The 14,306-nt window shown below is 49.9% G+C and carries 15 protein-coding genes; 3 read left to right on the top strand and 12 right to left on the bottom strand.

Annotated elements, in window-relative coordinates; genetic code table 11:
- Positions 1 to 54: 54 nt before the first annotated feature.
- From alkB to ACE3SE_RS08770, 3 genes are all read right to left on the bottom strand, one after another.
- The gene (alkB, locus tag ACE3SE_RS08760; RefSeq protein ID WP_374554681.1) at positions 55 to 702 is read right to left on the bottom strand and encodes a DNA oxidative demethylase AlkB; all 648 of its coding nucleotides are present in this window, start codon (positions 700 to 702) and stop codon (positions 55 to 57) included.
- The gene (ada, locus tag ACE3SE_RS08765) at positions 692 to 1,792 is read right to left on the bottom strand and encodes a bifunctional DNA-binding transcriptional regulator/O6-methylguanine-DNA methyltransferase Ada (RefSeq protein WP_374554683.1); all 1,101 of its coding nucleotides are present in this window, start codon (positions 1,790 to 1,792) and stop codon (positions 692 to 694) included. The genes alkB and ada overlap by 11 nt, the downstream gene beginning before the upstream one ends.
- A gap of 159 nt (positions 1,793 to 1,951) precedes the next feature.
- A complete protein-coding gene (locus ACE3SE_RS08770; RefSeq protein WP_374554685.1) occupies positions 1,952 to 2,971 on the bottom strand; it encodes a porin in 1,020 nt (339 codons plus the stop codon).
- Between the two features lie 1,004 nt (positions 2,972 to 3,975).
- On the opposite strand from ACE3SE_RS08770, the gene ACE3SE_RS08775 reads away from it, so the two are divergent.
- On the top strand, positions 3,976 to 5,196 hold the full coding sequence (locus ACE3SE_RS08775) for a tyrosine-type recombinase/integrase (protein WP_374554687.1): 1,221 nt from the start codon (positions 3,976 to 3,978) through the stop codon (positions 5,194 to 5,196).
- A gap of 10 nt (positions 5,197 to 5,206) precedes the next feature.
- Entirely contained in the window at positions 5,207 to 6,160 is a 954-nt protein-coding gene (locus tag ACE3SE_RS08780; protein WP_374554689.1) for a hypothetical protein, read from the top strand.
- On the opposite strand, the gene ACE3SE_RS08785 is transcribed toward ACE3SE_RS08780, so the two are convergent.
- The 6 genes from ACE3SE_RS08785 to ACE3SE_RS08810 form a co-directional block, all read right to left on the bottom strand.
- The gene (locus tag ACE3SE_RS08785) at positions 6,157 to 7,578 is read right to left on the bottom strand and encodes a DUF3987 domain-containing protein (protein ID WP_374554691.1); all 1,422 of its coding nucleotides are present in this window, start codon (positions 7,576 to 7,578) and stop codon (positions 6,157 to 6,159) included. The genes ACE3SE_RS08780 and ACE3SE_RS08785 overlap by 4 nt on opposite strands.
- A gap of 18 nt (positions 7,579 to 7,596) precedes the next feature.
- Entirely contained in the window at positions 7,597 to 8,736 is a 1,140-nt protein-coding gene (locus tag ACE3SE_RS08790; RefSeq protein ID WP_374554693.1) for a hypothetical protein, read from the bottom strand.
- Between the two features lie 276 nt (positions 8,737 to 9,012).
- Entirely contained in the window at positions 9,013 to 9,255 is a 243-nt protein-coding gene (locus ACE3SE_RS08795; RefSeq protein ID WP_374554695.1) for a helix-turn-helix transcriptional regulator, read from the bottom strand.
- Between the two features lie 389 nt (positions 9,256 to 9,644).
- Complete coding sequence (locus tag ACE3SE_RS08800; protein WP_374554697.1) at positions 9,645 to 10,526, bottom strand: GTPase family protein; 882 nt, start codon at positions 10,524 to 10,526, stop codon at positions 9,645 to 9,647.
- 101 nt (positions 10,527 to 10,627) lie between these two features.
- Complete coding sequence (locus tag ACE3SE_RS08805; protein ID WP_374554698.1) at positions 10,628 to 10,816, bottom strand: hypothetical protein; 189 nt, start codon at positions 10,814 to 10,816, stop codon at positions 10,628 to 10,630.
- An 18-nt stretch (positions 10,817 to 10,834) separates the two neighbouring features.
- A complete protein-coding gene (locus ACE3SE_RS08810) occupies positions 10,835 to 11,338 on the bottom strand; it encodes a hypothetical protein (RefSeq protein WP_374554700.1) in 504 nt (167 codons plus the stop codon).
- 135 nt (positions 11,339 to 11,473) lie between these two features.
- On the opposite strand from ACE3SE_RS08810, the gene ACE3SE_RS08815 reads away from it, so the two are divergent.
- Positions 11,474 to 11,824, top strand: a complete 351-nt coding sequence (locus ACE3SE_RS08815; protein WP_374554702.1) for a helix-turn-helix domain-containing protein — start codon at positions 11,474 to 11,476, stop codon at positions 11,822 to 11,824.
- On the opposite strand, the gene ACE3SE_RS08820 is transcribed toward ACE3SE_RS08815, so the two are convergent.
- The 3 genes from ACE3SE_RS08820 to ACE3SE_RS08830 all read right to left on the bottom strand — a co-directional run bounded on the left by ACE3SE_RS08820 (position 11,811) and on the right by ACE3SE_RS08830 (position 14,306).
- Entirely contained in the window at positions 11,811 to 12,707 is an 897-nt protein-coding gene (locus ACE3SE_RS08820) for a recombination directionality factor (protein WP_374554704.1), read from the bottom strand. The genes ACE3SE_RS08815 and ACE3SE_RS08820 overlap by 14 nt on opposite strands.
- Positions 12,704 to 13,687 (bottom strand): YqaJ viral recombinase family nuclease, encoded by a 984-nt coding sequence (locus ACE3SE_RS08825; RefSeq protein ID WP_374554706.1) that lies wholly within the window; start codon positions 13,685 to 13,687, stop codon positions 12,704 to 12,706. The genes ACE3SE_RS08820 and ACE3SE_RS08825 overlap by 4 nt, the downstream gene beginning before the upstream one ends.
- 157 nt (positions 13,688 to 13,844) lie before the next feature.
- Entirely contained in the window at positions 13,845 to 14,306 is a 462-nt protein-coding gene (locus tag ACE3SE_RS08830; protein WP_374554708.1) for a hypothetical protein, read from the bottom strand.

Consider the following 14,306-nt stretch of genomic DNA (forward strand, 5'->3'; position numbering starts at 1 on the left):
TGTACCCATCTTGTCAAAGCCCGCTTCGGCGGGCTTTTTCATTGATGTACCGGCTCAGGCTCGGCGAAAGGTCAGGCTGATGCGTCGCTTGCCCAGCAAGGCATGATCTCCATCGGCCAGGGGCATGATGCCGTGGAAACACAAACGTGCAGGCCCGCCAAAAACCAGTACATCGCCATGTTGTAGCAACAGTTTACGGTAGGGGTCTTGCCGTTGCAGGCCGCCCAGCATGAAGCGGGCGGGCAAGCCAAGTGACAAGGTAAGGATGGGGTGCGCGAAGTCGCGTTCATCCCGGTCCTGATGCAAGGACATCTTGCTACCTGCCTGATAGCAGTTGATCAGACAGGCATTGCTGACAAAGTTGTCAAATCCGGCTTCGGCTGCCCAGATGCGGGCCCGTTCCTGCAAAACCTCCGGCATGGTGGGCCATGGCTGGCCGCTTTGCGGGTCCAGCCTGCTGTAGCGATAACCATGGCGATCGCTGATCCAGCCCAATTCACCGCAATTACTCATCGCCACCGACATGGTGTGTCCACCCGGTGTTTGCATCTGCCGCAAGGGTGCTTGCCGCAAGACGTCTTCCACAGCCTGCCAGATGGCGGGCATCATGGAGTTGGCCTGCCCGGAAAGCAGGCAGACGCCTTCTGCCAGCTGCTGTTGTGAGGGGAACAGGCTGGCATCGCCAAACAGATCAGTCTGCATTGTCCCTTCCTTCTGTGGCATCGCGTTCGCGCTGCAATAATGACTGCTTACGTTCCAGACCCCAACGATAGCCGGACAAGCTACCATCCTGGCGAATCACCCGGTGGCAGGGAATGGCCACAGCCAGCGTATTGGCCGCACAAGCCCGCGCAACGGCACGCACGGCGGATGGCTGGCCAATCCTGGCAGCCAGTTCGGCATAGCTCATGGTCTGGCCCGGTGGAATATCACGTAAGGCCTGCCACACGCGCTGCTGGAAAGCGGTACCGCGAATATCCAGAGGCAAGTCCAGGCCCAGCTGTGGTTGGTCGATCAGGCTGATCACGGCAGCCATCTGCTGTTCGAATGCCTGTTCGTCACCGCGCAAGTCGGCCTTGGGAAACTGATCCTGCAATTGCTTCAGCAATAACGCCGGATCATCCCCCAGCAAAATGGCACAAATACCCAGCTGGCTTTGCGCCAACAGAATGGCCCCCAGGCTGCACTGGGCGATGGCAAAGTGGATGATGCTACGCGGCGCGCCCGCCCGGCGTTCGCTGGCGGTCATGCCCAGCCTTTGATTGGCCTGTGCATAAAAGCGGCTGCTGGACTGATAACCGGCATCAAGAATGGCATGGGTAATGGTGCAAGCATTTGGCAGCTGCTGTTGCAAGCGCTGGTGTCGCAAGGCCATGGCGTAGGCATGGGGCGTCAGGCCAGTAATACGTTTGAATACGCGATGGAAGTGAAACGGACTGATGCCGGCTCTCTCTGCCAGCTGCTGCAGGGTGGGCGTTTCCTCGGCCTGTGCCAGGTAGTGGCAAGCGGAGGTAATGATGTCTGCCTGCCGCTGGAAGAGGCTGGTTTCATCCGGTGTGCAGCGCAGGCAGGCGCGGTAGCCTGCTGCTCTTGCATCCTCCCCGTTGGCAAAAAACAGCACGTTTTCCCGTTTGGGCAAGCGTGAGGGGCAGGTAGCCCGGCAGTAAATACCGGTTGTCCGCACGGCATAGACAAACTGCCCGTCAGCCTGCGGGTTGCGTGTCATCACATCTTGCCAACGCGCATCCGCCAGCTCATCCGGCAGCTCTGGTGAGGAAGAAGTGGAAGCCATGGTCTGTTACTCCGGGTGTGGAATGAGGGAACAATAAGCACAATCCATTGCGCTGACACCCGCTTACTTGCGCTCAAATTCTAGCAGACCAGGCCAACTGCAAAAAAATAAGCCTGCACGATGGCAGGCTTGAGAAGGATCAACTGACTTGCGAAGGGCTTAGAAACTCTTGGACAGACCGATCAGCTCGCCATTACGGGCGCTGCCACCGGCTTGCGGCTTGTCATGCGACAGCTCGATATAAGCCATGGTGTGCTTACTCAGGCTGTAATGCACCAGCAGGTTGACGTACTTCTCCGTGCCTTGCACCAGCGCCGGAGAATTGTCCTTGCGTACCCCGGTTTGCAGGCCCAGCTGGGTATTGCCGATGGTGTAGTAGGCATACAGCGAGGTAGCGTTGATCACGCTGTCATCGGCCAGCTTGTTACGCTGATATTCCACAGCCAGTTCCAGCGCATCAATCGGCTTGTAGTTGGCGGTCAGGTGCAGCTGGCGATTGCTACCCAGCTGGCTGGTGTTGTTGGCATTGCTATTGGTGGTATTGCTGGAGGCACCATAGTTGGCAGAAACCGTCCAGTTGCTGCCGCTGAAACCGGCCAGCACGGAGTAGCGATTGGTACCGCTATTGCTGGTGGTCTTGTTTTCATCAGTGGAGAACTGCACGCCACCGTAGAAGCCGCCCAGATTGCCCGGCAGATCGTAACGGACCATGTTGTTGCCGGTTACGCCGCCATACCAGCCCAGGTGGTTGTCCGGGCCAGCCCATACGCTGTAATCGAACTTGCCGTCTTCCACGTTGCCGGTACCCTTGCCGGCACGGATCATACCAAAGCTACCCTTCAAGCCAACAAAGCTATCGTCGCTGGCAAAGGTGTTGGCTTGTTTGCCCATTTCATCGTAGCCGCTACCGGTCGGCGAGAAACGGTTATTCACCTGGAAGATAGCGCTCAGGCCATTGCCGAGGTTTTCTTCACCATTGAAGTTGATCTGGCCACGACCGGCCACATTGGTGGTGGAAACGGCAGCCGGGTTGGTGGTGTAACCCCAGGAACTGTTTGCTGCACCGTTGTACTGCAGAACGCCGGCACGGACAAAACCGGAAATGGTTACGCCTTCATCAGCATGGGCATAACCGGCGCAGGCAGCCAGTACGGCCATAGCAATGTATTTGTTTTGCATCTTGTCTATCTCCAATTGTCTCGCTTTGTTGTTTTGCTACTTAGGTTTGCGTTGGCAACCGGCGTCTCTTGCCCGACTTGTCCACCGCAAAAGCAGGGACATTGTTAATTTCTGTGACATTTACGGTCAAACGCATTTTATGTAGTGTTTTCACTACATATTGACACTGATGTATGTAGTAATTTAGCTACATTGAATTTGGGTTATTTCTGACGATTTGTACGTATTTATTACTAGGAAATTTCATAAATTTTATCAGTTAAGCACTTATTCACTGTCGTTGGTAATCTGCAACAAAGTGGCATGATGTGTCGCATTTGTGGGCTTTATTGAATTTATGCTGCATATGCACAAAATTGTTTGCAATTTAATATTATGAATTTGTGAATAATTTGTAGTCTTTGAAATGGATTTTGCTTACTAATTGGCAGTTGTGGTGGACCCATTCACCGCAAGCGGGCTGATTTTTCACAGTTTTGATGCAGGAATATGGCAGTCATGCGGAACGGTTAGAAAATCTGCACGATATTGGTGCTATGCAGCAAAATTCAGACTGATGCTTCATTCAGGAAGGTCTGCGCAATTAAATTGCGCCTGAGGACAGTATTAGATCATGGCTTGCAATGGCAGGAGAAAACCAATGCCGGGCACTTTCCAGCAGCTGACAGGGAAGGTTTGCCATCAGGATGGCATCTACGGTATCGCAGGGGCAGGGTGATTTGGCTGTGGGTAGCCTGGTATCTTGGAAATTAGGAGTGAGATGTGTCACGAGGACAGCGGAAAAACAAAAAAGCCCTTGATTGCTCAAGGGCTTAAATGTTGGTCTGGCGGAGAGGGAGTCCGCTCATTTATTGTTCATTCACATCCTGGCATGTTCAATAATCCATATTAAAACATAGGCTTATATGTATTTGTTGAACAAGGTAAGCTTGTGTTATGCAGCAAGATGCAGTGGTTGGTGGCATACTGGGTGGCATACTGACCAAAGCAAGGACATTAGATCCATGGCGATCCTTACCGATACCAAAGCCAGAAGCTTAAAGCCGGAAGATAAACCTATATCTCATGGTGCGGTGACTGGACTGTGTCTGCATCCCTCGGGTAGCAAGGGGCGAGGAAAGTGGGTTTTGCGCTATGTAAGCCCCCAGACGGGCAAGCGTCGTAATGCTGGGCTAGGTGCTTATCCTGAAGTGGCTATCGCGGAAGCAGCCAAGATCGCGATTGCTATGAGAGAGCAAATCCGCCAGGGAGTTGATCCTCTGGAAGTGAAACCCAAGCGAGAAGAGGCTGAGTCCCCACTTACATTTGAACAAGCGGCAATGCAGTTGCACAAGGAACTTCTTCCTAGCTGGAAAAATGACAAGCATGGGCAGCAGTGGATAAATACGCTGGATCAATATGCATTTCCTCAGCTAGGTTTACTTGCACTTGATCAAATTGCTCCAAGTCATGTCGCAGATGTACTACGTCCAATTTGGCTTGATAAAGCGGAAACGGCAAGTCGAGTCAAACAGCGTATTCATGCAGTGATGGCATGGGGCTGGGCACACGGCTTGTGTACGTCGAACCCCGTTGATGTCGTTCATCATTTATTGCCAGCGCAGCCTAGCAAATCGGTGAGGACCCAACATCAACCAGCTATGCCGTGGCGACAACTTCCTGCTTTCATTGCAATGCATCTTTGCATTGGTGGTAGACCTGATGTTACTCGTCTGCTGCTGGAGTTCCTGATATTGACTGCAGCACGTTCTGGAGAGGTACGCGGGATGATGTGGCAAGAGATTGACTGGGATGCTGCGATTTGGACAGTACCTGCTGATCGCATGAAGGCAAAGATGGTACATCGCGTCCCACTTTCAAAGAGGGCAATGCAGATTCTGCAGTGCTGCCGTGGTACACATGAAATCTTGGTATTTCCATCTCCCCGCGCCCAAACGGCACTGTCGGATATGGTGCTGACTTCATTCCTGCGACGTGTGGAGGCACCAAGCGATACCCCGGGCCGTATTGCTACGGCCCATGGCTTCCGTTCAAGTTTTCGAGATTGGTGCAGTGAGCATGGATACAGCAGGGATCTCGCCGAACGTGCGTTGGCACATACGGTTCAGAACAAAGTTGAGGCCGCATATCATCGCACGGACCTGCTTGAACAAAGACGTAGCATGATGGATGCTTGGAGTGTCTTTGTGCAAAGTGAATGTGAGGGTAGAAAATATGACCAATAGCATTTTATCCATGAATGAAATTATTTGTTCTTTGGGTGCGAATATTCCTGTTTCTGATGTTTTACAATTAATTGTTGATAACAAAATTGATTGTTTTGTTAAGCGGCAGGCCGATTTTAGAGTGTATGCGGAAGGAACTGTTTATGAAACAATTCACGTTATTAAAAGGCGTATGGAAGGACGGGTCAACGAAATTGAAAATCCTATTGAATTGGATAATGTAAGATATTTGAAAATCAGCAGGGACGAAGTTAAAGAGCTTTTTTCAAAGCAGTGGATTGAGTTGTCTAGATTTTATGAGGTTTTGATTGGTAATTCATTGGAAAGAAAGACAAGATTATTTAACTATTCGAATTGTTATTTTGTTGCTCCGGATGGTAGGAAAATTCCTAAGTATGGATTGTATGTGTTTTTTGATTATTTAAAGGTGCAGTCTTCGGATCTGCATGTGTTGGCTATTGATTTTGAGAAATTAAAAAATGTTTATTTTTCTAAATTTGAAACAAGTCAATTAATTGTTGAAAATCCATACGTAACAATCTTGAATTTGTGTGCCTATGAGTATTATAAAGATGGCTTGGGGAAAAAGTATGTGAAAGATGAGATTGTAAGTTTGATTCAATCAAAATCGGTGAGCGGTGTAAGTTTTAAGAAGAATGATGCGAATCAATTTGCTACTGTTCTTAATAGGAGTGAGCAATATCAGAGTAAGCGGGCAAGGGAGAGTTACAGGAAAATAAATAAGGAGGATCTTCCTTCTGATGTGTTGATTGGGGATAGGCATCAATGCTTTACTACAAAATTGATAGTTATAAATTATTTGTCCAATAAGTTTAGTAATAGACTTTGTAGTGAGGATTATTTAAAGGAAGAACTGAATAAGTATGGTTTTAAACCTATATTGGCTGAGCGGGTGGCGAAATGTTTAGCGCCATCCTTCGCAAAGAAGGATGGCGATGTTTAATATCCGGCATCTGTTGAATAGTCAAATTTTCTTACGATGGCTCCAATGCCAGGTATATTTTGTTCTGTAATAAGTTTTTTCATTTTAAGATTTTCCAGCAAAGGTGATATTGTTTCTTTTCCTCTAAGCGATGCTGGGGTGTATTGGTATAATCTTACTTTCTCTATTTGAAAAACTTTTCTCTTGATTATGTCATTGCATATCCAATTGTATAATTCTGTCGATTTTCTTTCTATTTCATTTGTTTTGTCAAAGTACTGAATGGCTTGATTAAAATACCATTCACTAAGATTTTTAGCGCGAAACATGGTGTTGTATTCAATGTCGCCATTTTTGTTTTCCAGTATGTGAAATATGCAGGCAATACGTACCATGTTGTTGGTTGTTTTTGCTGCAAAATCTTTAAATTCGCACAGGCTGTTTTGATGGTTGGTTAAAAATTTAATTTCACGCTTTGTTTCTTCATATAGTCTTGAGGCCTCTGGACTTAGTTTTATTGTTCTTCTATTAGTGGTGCTTTCGTCGTGTTCATTTTTTGATTTTCTCAGTAATGAACGAATTTTTTCCTGTATGTCCTCAATGCAATTTTTGGATGAAGAGTGAAACCCAAAGTTATACACGCCATTGTTTTGTTGTTGAAAGTAAAATAATGATCTAGCGTATAGTCCTACGCTGCGCATTTCTTCACCATGACGGTTGTCGAACTTCTTAAAAATATCTGGCTGTGAAAAAATTAACATAGCAGCTGCTGGGCTTCTGCATGCCATGGAGCCAGTAGTAAGTCTGTCAACATGAAATGATGTGCCATCATAGAGATTGCAGATCAGTTCAGGTTCTCCAAATATCCTTCCGGCTTTAAAGGCCGAGTTACCTTCAGATACAAATATCCCGCCAGTCTTTTCATTTCCTGCAAAAAAATTCTTTACTGAACTAGGTGTTGCATCACTGATTAAAATTCTATCTGCCGTCGGTGTGGTAGGTTTGATTTTCTCGTGTGTTTTTATTTCACTTTCAATGCTGCTGGTATCTTCTCCCTTTTTTATTAATTTTGTATATATTGAAGTTAATGAACCTTTCTTGATATTCCATAATGCTATTTCTCCACTTTTATCCTTTTCTAGCGCTTTAGTTGATTTTATTTCATCTTCTTCGTGCGACTTGAATGCCATTGCTGAATAGTTGTCAAGAATAGACTTTCCGAAGCCAGATTCAGCTATAACGTGAGCCAATAGAGCAGGTGGAATGATGAATCCAGGTTCAACTTCGACGTTGTAGCACCGAGTGACTGCCAGTGAAACTGCCGTTAGTAGTGCAGTGGCCGTTGCTGCAGGATCTATGCCTTTTTCTTGGTAGAGCTTTATCGCCGCATCCTGTAGGACGGGGGGGAGGGATGAAGTAACTGATTCAAAGCTATACATGATGATCTCCGTGTTAAATTAAAATTTACCTTGTAAGATAAGGCACATATTGGCCGTATCTTCTGGATTTTTTCTTGGTGCACCCATCTTGTTCTTCATCTTTGGCATCACCCCCTTTCGTAGTGTTCTTTGCTTCTCCAGCAATGTTTTAACGTAGTAGTCACCTTTGACCATGTAGGCAATCGCTAAGCGGATACCTTTTAGTTTGTCTGTTTCGCTAACATGAACCATACCAACTCCACAGTACTTATATTCATCTTTTCTTTTTGCACAGTTGTTATAGTTGCCTTTTTGATCAGTGCAATTTGTCCAGTACTTCCCAATTTCTTCTGTGAGGAAAATGTCCCGCTGATGCTCGTTGGAGTTCAGAGCAATGAATACATGTTGATGAAATCCACGAATGTATCCAAACTCTGTTGTGGATATATATCCAACAACGTCGGGTACGATCCGGTTCTCACTAAGCGCTCGTAGGAATTTGTCCAGGTAAACTCTGTTCAGTTGCGGTGTAATTGATTCGTAGTATTTTTTTAAGAAATATAAATCAATTCGAAGAATGAGTAGCCGAGAGTGCTTTTCGAAAAGTGCAATAATATACTTAACGACAGATCGCAGATTCTGTTGAGAAGTGTTTTCGTGGCTTCTGACAGCTCTTTTGAACTTTGCATGACGCATTACATACTGCATCCAATGCAAGGCTCTTGCTAAGATGAACGTTATTTTCGAAAGCTCATCGATCGTTAGTCCTGATTTTATTGCACTTGTGATGGCTTCTAATCTCCTCCTTAATATGCGAAAGAAAAGGTATACCCGTGGGGAAGTGGAGTGTTTGCAAAAGTAAGTAGGTATTAAACGAATGTTCTTGCGGATTAGTTCAATCAGCTTATCACCTACTGAACTGCATTTCGCCTTTTTTGATCTGTTGTTTTTGGCATCAGTAATATCAAAGTGTACTTCATTGCTTATTGCAATTTCTTTCATCAAGTCATCAATTTCTTTGATTAGCTTGATGAAATTTCCATCGCTGTGAAGTTCAATCAGATTGGAGCCATCGAAAGTAAGGCTATTTTTATAGTAGATAGCTTCATCTTCTGATTGGTCTTTTATTTTCATTTCAATCACTCCTTGTTGAGAGGTAATTGGTGTGAGTATGTTCATGCGCTATCCATGCATCGGTATGCATTGCTGATGCCTGGCTGTCACATGTAGTATGACAGCCATGATCAGTAGGTATAGGTGGTATAGGGTGTGCTAATGCTTAGCTGTAGATAGTTAACTAAGTAATACTAATTAATATCATAAGAACCGTAAGTCTGTTTTGTTCATAGTTTACGTGTCCCGAACAGTTTCTTATGGGAATTAGGCTGATTCCTCATTTTATTAATTGATATGTCTTGTTGAGTTAGCTGTTGGCTACTGGCCGGGTAGTGATACTTAGCTATCGTTGACGACTACACCTTTTTTTTGTTGTATCCATTTAATAACTTCAATAGCCAACCACCCACTTGCAGCGTTCCTAGCCGTGCTCCCGCTCAGTTTGAAACACTTGGGAAAGGTAGGGTCATACCACTGGCTGTTTTTATTCATGCGGTTATACAGGCTGGTGGCTCCAAGGCTCGTTGCTTCCATGACCTTGGTTTTTCGCCAAATGGTGTACTGAGTAATATTGGTGGACATTTTCGCCTCCTCAGGTTTATCGGGTTGACGAACTCATCGTAAGGCAGGTTGAAAAATATTCCTAAATATGCTTTTGCATATTTTATTGTGTGCATGATCGGGGGGCGGTGTACGGTGATTGCCGGTGGTCGATGGGTACCATAGGCTGGTAAAAAGAGTGATTTAAGCGGGTATTCGGCTGCTATTCTTGCTAGAACGCGGCAGACTTAGCATGTTTTCAATGCCCTAGCAAAATAGCAACAGGCTTGCGATGTGAACGGTCCCTGTCCCGACGGACTGAATAAATGTGCAGATTTGTGTGGTAGAGGCGTTTCTAGAAGAATCAATTTCCCCATCAATCACGCAAAAAAAAAGCACTCCTCATCAGGGGGGTGCTTTATACCACCAGCTCAGCTTCCCCACAGGGCACTGAGCTTGTCGGTCATCACTTCCTTGCCCTTCTGGGCTAGGTCACCCAGGCGGCTACGCAGTAGCTGCCACAGGTAAGCCAGGCACAGTTGCCAGGTGGTGTTGGAGATCTGTTCCGGCTTCGTTTCCCGTACCACTCCCCACTTTCTCTCATGCGGTAACACTCGCACGATGCTCTCCACCAATGCTGGCAAGCCGTAGTTTTCTGCAGCGGCAATCACGCAGATGTGGCTGGCTGGGATGTTGAAGGACTCGGCGATCACCCGCTGTTTCAGAGCCAAATTCTCTTGTTGCAATGGACCTGGACGATGCAGTTGTTCATCCCACTCCCGGCAGGGTTCGATCTTGTCGGCCTGACTGATTACAAATAGTACCGGGATGGGGTGGTCGGCCAGATTGGGCTGCAGCAATTCCTGATAGCTCTGTTGATCAAGGCTGAGGGCACGGTCATCGGCTTTAATCAGCCACAGGATCAGGTCCAGTTCCGGCAGCAGCGCCTGGTACTGCTCGCGGTATTCCTCATTGCGCTCCAAGCTTTCTCCGACACCGGGCATGTCGATCAGCGAGATGCCCCGGCCTGATTGATAGGCCAAGGTGATTTCTTGTGGGTAACGAGTACCACCAATCACATCACTGACCGCTGTTTCCTCTTGGCCGAATAATGCGTTGCACAGGGAGGACTTGCCGGTGCCACTCTTGCCCATCACGCCAATGGTGGCCTGGTAGCTGACGATCTTCTGCAGTTCATCCTGCAGGTACTGGCGGTAATCTGCTGACAGATGGCGGGTTTGCTTGTCCAGCCATTGGCTAAGGCAGCTTTGCAGTGGATGGGTAGATTCAGGAGGGTTGGCGGGCATGCGCATGTCAGACCTCACTTTCAATAGATGAAATAAAAATCGCCACCTCGGTGGAGATGGCGTTTGGTGTGGGATAGCAAATTCAATCGAATGAATGAATAGCGCGCCTAGCGATCTGGCCTGGGTGGTGTTGGCTCTTGCCGGTGCAGGCTATCCCCCAGGGTAATACCGAGCAGTAACAGACTGAGCGAACCGATACGGTCAGCGGAGGCGTGCTTGAGTAACAGCACACCGACCACTATCAGCAAAGGCAGCTGCATGGGATGACGACGTGGCGGGAGCAAGCTATTGAGCATGGTGCGGTCCTTCCCTGCTTAGAAACTTACCCAACCATTGTCAGATTTCACCATGCGCATATTGTCGTAGGTGTAGTCGATGTGGATGGTGCTGGCGTAGGAAGTGATATTGGCTTGAGAGTAGTCGCCGTAGACGTTGCGCGGCATGTTCGGGCAGGTGCGGTGCAAGTTGGCCATGATGCGCTCGCGTACCTTGACGATGAATTCATTCTTTTGCCATGGCATCCAGTCGGTCTGGCTGGATAGCTGTGCATTCATGTCATCTAGTAGCTTGGCATTCTCGGGTAGCGGTGCGAATTCCAAGGCGTACTTCACCTGCAGGGTGTAACGGTTATCTCCATCAGCAATGCCGTTAACCTTGTCGAAATTGCTGATGGTGACAATGCTGCAGTCACCCAACGACTTCTGGATGGCCTGCTTGGCTTCAGATGTGGATGGCGAGCTGGAGCCGGAGCAGGCGGTCAGCAGTAATAGACTGGTCAGGGCGCTGCCCAGAACCAGGGTGCGATAAGTGCAGGACATGGAGTGATTCCTTGTTAACAAAGTAAATAGTTGTCTTTCAAGTTGACTTTCAACTTATAAAGATGAGTTTCAACGCAACGGGTTCTTCATGTCAATGGGTTGTCTTGCGACTATTTGGGTTGAATGGAGACTACGATGGCAGAGAAGAAACCCGACCCCCTGGCCGTGAGCGTTGGCAAAGCGATTGCGGCACGACGGCAGGAAGCAGGACTGACCCAAGACCAGGTCGCAGGAAAATTGGATATCGGCAATGAGGCGGTATCCCGCATGGAGCGCGGGCTGGTGATGCCGACGGTGGCGCGCCTGCTGGAACTGGCCAGCCTGTTTCACTGCGACGCCTCATCCTTGCTGGTGGAATCCAGCAATCGCCCTGCCGAGCAGGCGCAGTACCTGGCACAGATGTTGGCCCGCCTGGACAGTGAAGATCGGGAGATGGTGCTGACGATGGTGGAACAATTGACCAACCGGCTGGCTAAGCCGTCCTGACTGCACCCAGCTTGGAGGTGAGCCGGGTAGGGCGAGACACCGCCTTCGGCTTCTCCTCCGACTCGGCACTGCCTTCCACTGCCGGATAGAACTCCTCCAGTAACTGAGGTACTTCCTCCTCGGTATCTTCGAACTGACCGTTCTGCAGCAACAGCCGGGCGGCTTGCTCCAGCTCGGCGGTGTCGATGCCTGCTTCCAGTTGTTCATCAGCAGCCTTGCGGGCGGTACTGACCGCTTCGGCCAGGGTCTGTCCATCGCGTAGTGTCAGATCCACGTAGTACACCGGGGTACGGTGTGACTGAGTGGTGCTCTTGGCACGCAGACGCAGTAACAGCGGCAGATGCTTGGTGTTACCGCCACTGGCTGCTTCGTAATACTTCAAGCGTGCTGCCAATGTCCGTACCGAGTTGTAACCGGTGGTGCGGAAGATGAAGCTGCCCAGCTCATCCTGCTGACCTTCCACCTGCACGTTGAGCCGGCCATACAGCTTGCAGCCCAGCTCCTTGGCCAAGGGGCAACGGTCCGGCCCGGCACACCCAATTTCCTCCATGCCCTGACTGGTTACCCGTCGTGCCGTTTCTCCGTTACCGACACACACCGGACGACCATTATTCCGGTCGAAGGCACTGTATTCGGCCCGCAGGTTCAGCTCGCTGTCGTTGAACAGCAGCTGGATCGGAATGGCGCGGATCTTGCCGTTCTGCGCCTGCTCTGACAGCGCCTGGTGCAAGGGATGCAGTAACCAGCCATCCCGGCTCTGCACCTGGGTGGTCAATGAAAAGCTGTCGTCCTTCTCCGGCAACCAGCGTTCCTGCTTCTGCACCAGCTTGCCAATGCTGATACGCCCGATCACGGGCGGGGTAATGGCGAGGCCTTTAATCACGATGCTTTCCTTTCCGTTTGAATGACAAAGCGCCGGGAACCGGCAATGGACTTGCTGTACTGGGCGAGTAGGGTGGGATGGTCTTGCGACAGACGTTCGACATCCGGGGCAACGCGATCCTTGGACCGCTTCCAAGTGATACGACCTGACTGAAAGACCGCAGCAGAGGCATGACCCAGCACGTTCTGGATCTGCTGGCGGATGGCCGCTTCCTTCGCTTCGGCCTCTTCCTTCCGCTGACGCTCCGCCAACAAGGCAGAGAACAGCCGATTACCTTCAATCGATTCTGACAGGTCGATGGTCTGGCCATCATCACGCGGGAACAGCCAGGACAGCGCAGCACCTGCATCATCCGAGCCATCCGGTGCCGGCTGAGTGTCCAGCACCACGTGCTGCCAGAACACTGTCTCCCGGGCGATCAGATCGGCAATCTTGTCCTCATCACGTAGCACTCGATAGATACGGAAATCCTGACCGCCGATCAGCACCGCTACATCGGCCCAGTCATGGCCGGTGACGGCCAGCTGATGCAGTACCTGGCATTGATAGGCCACCGGGATGCCTTCTTCCCACTGCGGCGCAGAGTGGTAACTGGCGGTCTTTATTTCCAGGATGCCCCAGCCTTCTTCTGGGCAACGCACCTCCCGATCCAGATTGGCCAGCATGAAATGGTGCTCAGCGTGCTGTAGTACCGCATTTACCCGCCGTACCTTGCGACCAGTCCGCTCGGAATATACCCGGGCCAGGATAGGTTCCAGAATCGTGCCCCAGATGACAGGCTCCTTCTCCGACAGATCTTCCGGCTCCTTGCGACCGGTCTTCTCCAGCCACAAGGACAAGGGGCACTTGTACGGGGACAGCCCAACGGCCGGAGCGGCATCAGACGAACCAATGCCCAGTTGCCGAATGCGCAGCCATTCATCACGAGACAACTTCAGGGTAGAGGCCAGACGAATGGCCTGTGCGTAGCGTTCAGCCATGGCAAAACACTCCTTATAAAGGCATAAAGCCCGGCAGCAAGGCTGACCGGGCAATGGATGAAATAAACGGGGAGATCAGAAACGAGAGAAGCGACAGCAGAGAGCAGGACAACAGAACCAGGAGAACTAGCGGGAAAGAATCAGACCAAAACCACACTCAGCCAGGTACAACTGGCACAATCACCGGCAACTCAGGAGAGAGCGTCAGCAGGATCTGCCGGATGGTTGGCCACTGTTGTGGTTGACCCCGCAGCATGAACTCCCCAGCCAAGCGTACTAGGCAGGCTTTGACCCAATCGAGGGAAGGGGGCAGGCCATCATGCAAGACGAACCACTCGGCAATGGCACTGCCCAGGGCTTCGGTCACCTCGTAGTGCCACACCCCCGGTGCGGCCTGATCCAGCTGGTCGTACAAGGTATCCGCCAGTGCTGCCACCATCGGCGCGTATTGCACCAGCTCGGCATGCAGCTCCAGACAGCCAGCACCCCAGATCACCAGCAGACTGCGCTCGGGATCCGGGCCGTCGTATGCCACACCCAGGCTATTCCAGGTGCAGAAGTCGCGCATTCCCGCTGTCAGACAGGCAGCGGTCAAGGCAATGGATTGCACGGAAGCCAT

The sequence above is a fragment of the Aquitalea pelogenes genome (assembly GCF_041914625.1).
Classification (GTDB): domain Bacteria; phylum Pseudomonadota; class Gammaproteobacteria; order Burkholderiales; family Chromobacteriaceae; genus Aquitalea; species Aquitalea pelogenes.

What these genes read in the sequence shown, in the direction of transcription:
- ada (WP_374554683.1), bottom strand. Translation starts at nt 1,792, where the DNA reads ATGGCTTCCACTTCTTCCTCACCAGAGCTGCCGGATGAGCTGGCGGAT.
- ACE3SE_RS08800 (WP_374554697.1), bottom strand. Translation starts at nt 10,526, where the DNA reads ATGCGCATGCCCGCCAACCCTCCTGAATCTACCCATCCACTGCAAAGC.
- ACE3SE_RS08830 (WP_374554708.1), bottom strand. Translation starts at nt 14,306, where the DNA reads ATGGCTTCCGTGCAATCCATTGCCTTGACCGCTGCCTGTCTGACAGCG.
- ACE3SE_RS08785 (WP_374554691.1), bottom strand. Translation starts at nt 7,578, where the DNA reads ATGTATAGCTTTGAATCAGTTACTTCATCCCTCCCCCCCGTCCTACAG.
- alkB (WP_374554681.1), bottom strand. Translation starts at nt 702, where the DNA reads ATGCAGACTGATCTGTTTGGCGATGCCAGCCTGTTCCCCTCACAACAG.
- ACE3SE_RS08775 (WP_374554687.1), top strand. Translation starts at nt 3,976, where the DNA reads ATGGCGATCCTTACCGATACCAAAGCCAGAAGCTTAAAGCCGGAAGAT.
- ACE3SE_RS08780 (WP_374554689.1), top strand. Translation starts at nt 5,207, where the DNA reads ATGAATGAAATTATTTGTTCTTTGGGTGCGAATATTCCTGTTTCTGAT.
- ACE3SE_RS08795 (WP_374554695.1), bottom strand. Translation starts at nt 9,255, where the DNA reads ATGTCCACCAATATTACTCAGTACACCATTTGGCGAAAAACCAAGGTC.
- ACE3SE_RS08790 (WP_374554693.1), bottom strand. Translation starts at nt 8,736, where the DNA reads ATGAACATACTCACACCAATTACCTCTCAACAAGGAGTGATTGAAATG.
- ACE3SE_RS08825 (WP_374554706.1), bottom strand. Translation starts at nt 13,687, where the DNA reads ATGGCTGAACGCTACGCACAGGCCATTCGTCTGGCCTCTACCCTGAAG.
- ACE3SE_RS08770 (WP_374554685.1), bottom strand. Translation starts at nt 2,971, where the DNA reads ATGCAAAACAAATACATTGCTATGGCCGTACTGGCTGCCTGCGCCGGT.
- ACE3SE_RS08815 (WP_374554702.1), top strand. Translation starts at nt 11,474, where the DNA reads ATGGCAGAGAAGAAACCCGACCCCCTGGCCGTGAGCGTTGGCAAAGCG.
- ACE3SE_RS08805 (WP_374554698.1), bottom strand. Translation starts at nt 10,816, where the DNA reads ATGCTCAATAGCTTGCTCCCGCCACGTCGTCATCCCATGCAGCTGCCT.
- ACE3SE_RS08810 (WP_374554700.1), bottom strand. Translation starts at nt 11,338, where the DNA reads ATGTCCTGCACTTATCGCACCCTGGTTCTGGGCAGCGCCCTGACCAGT.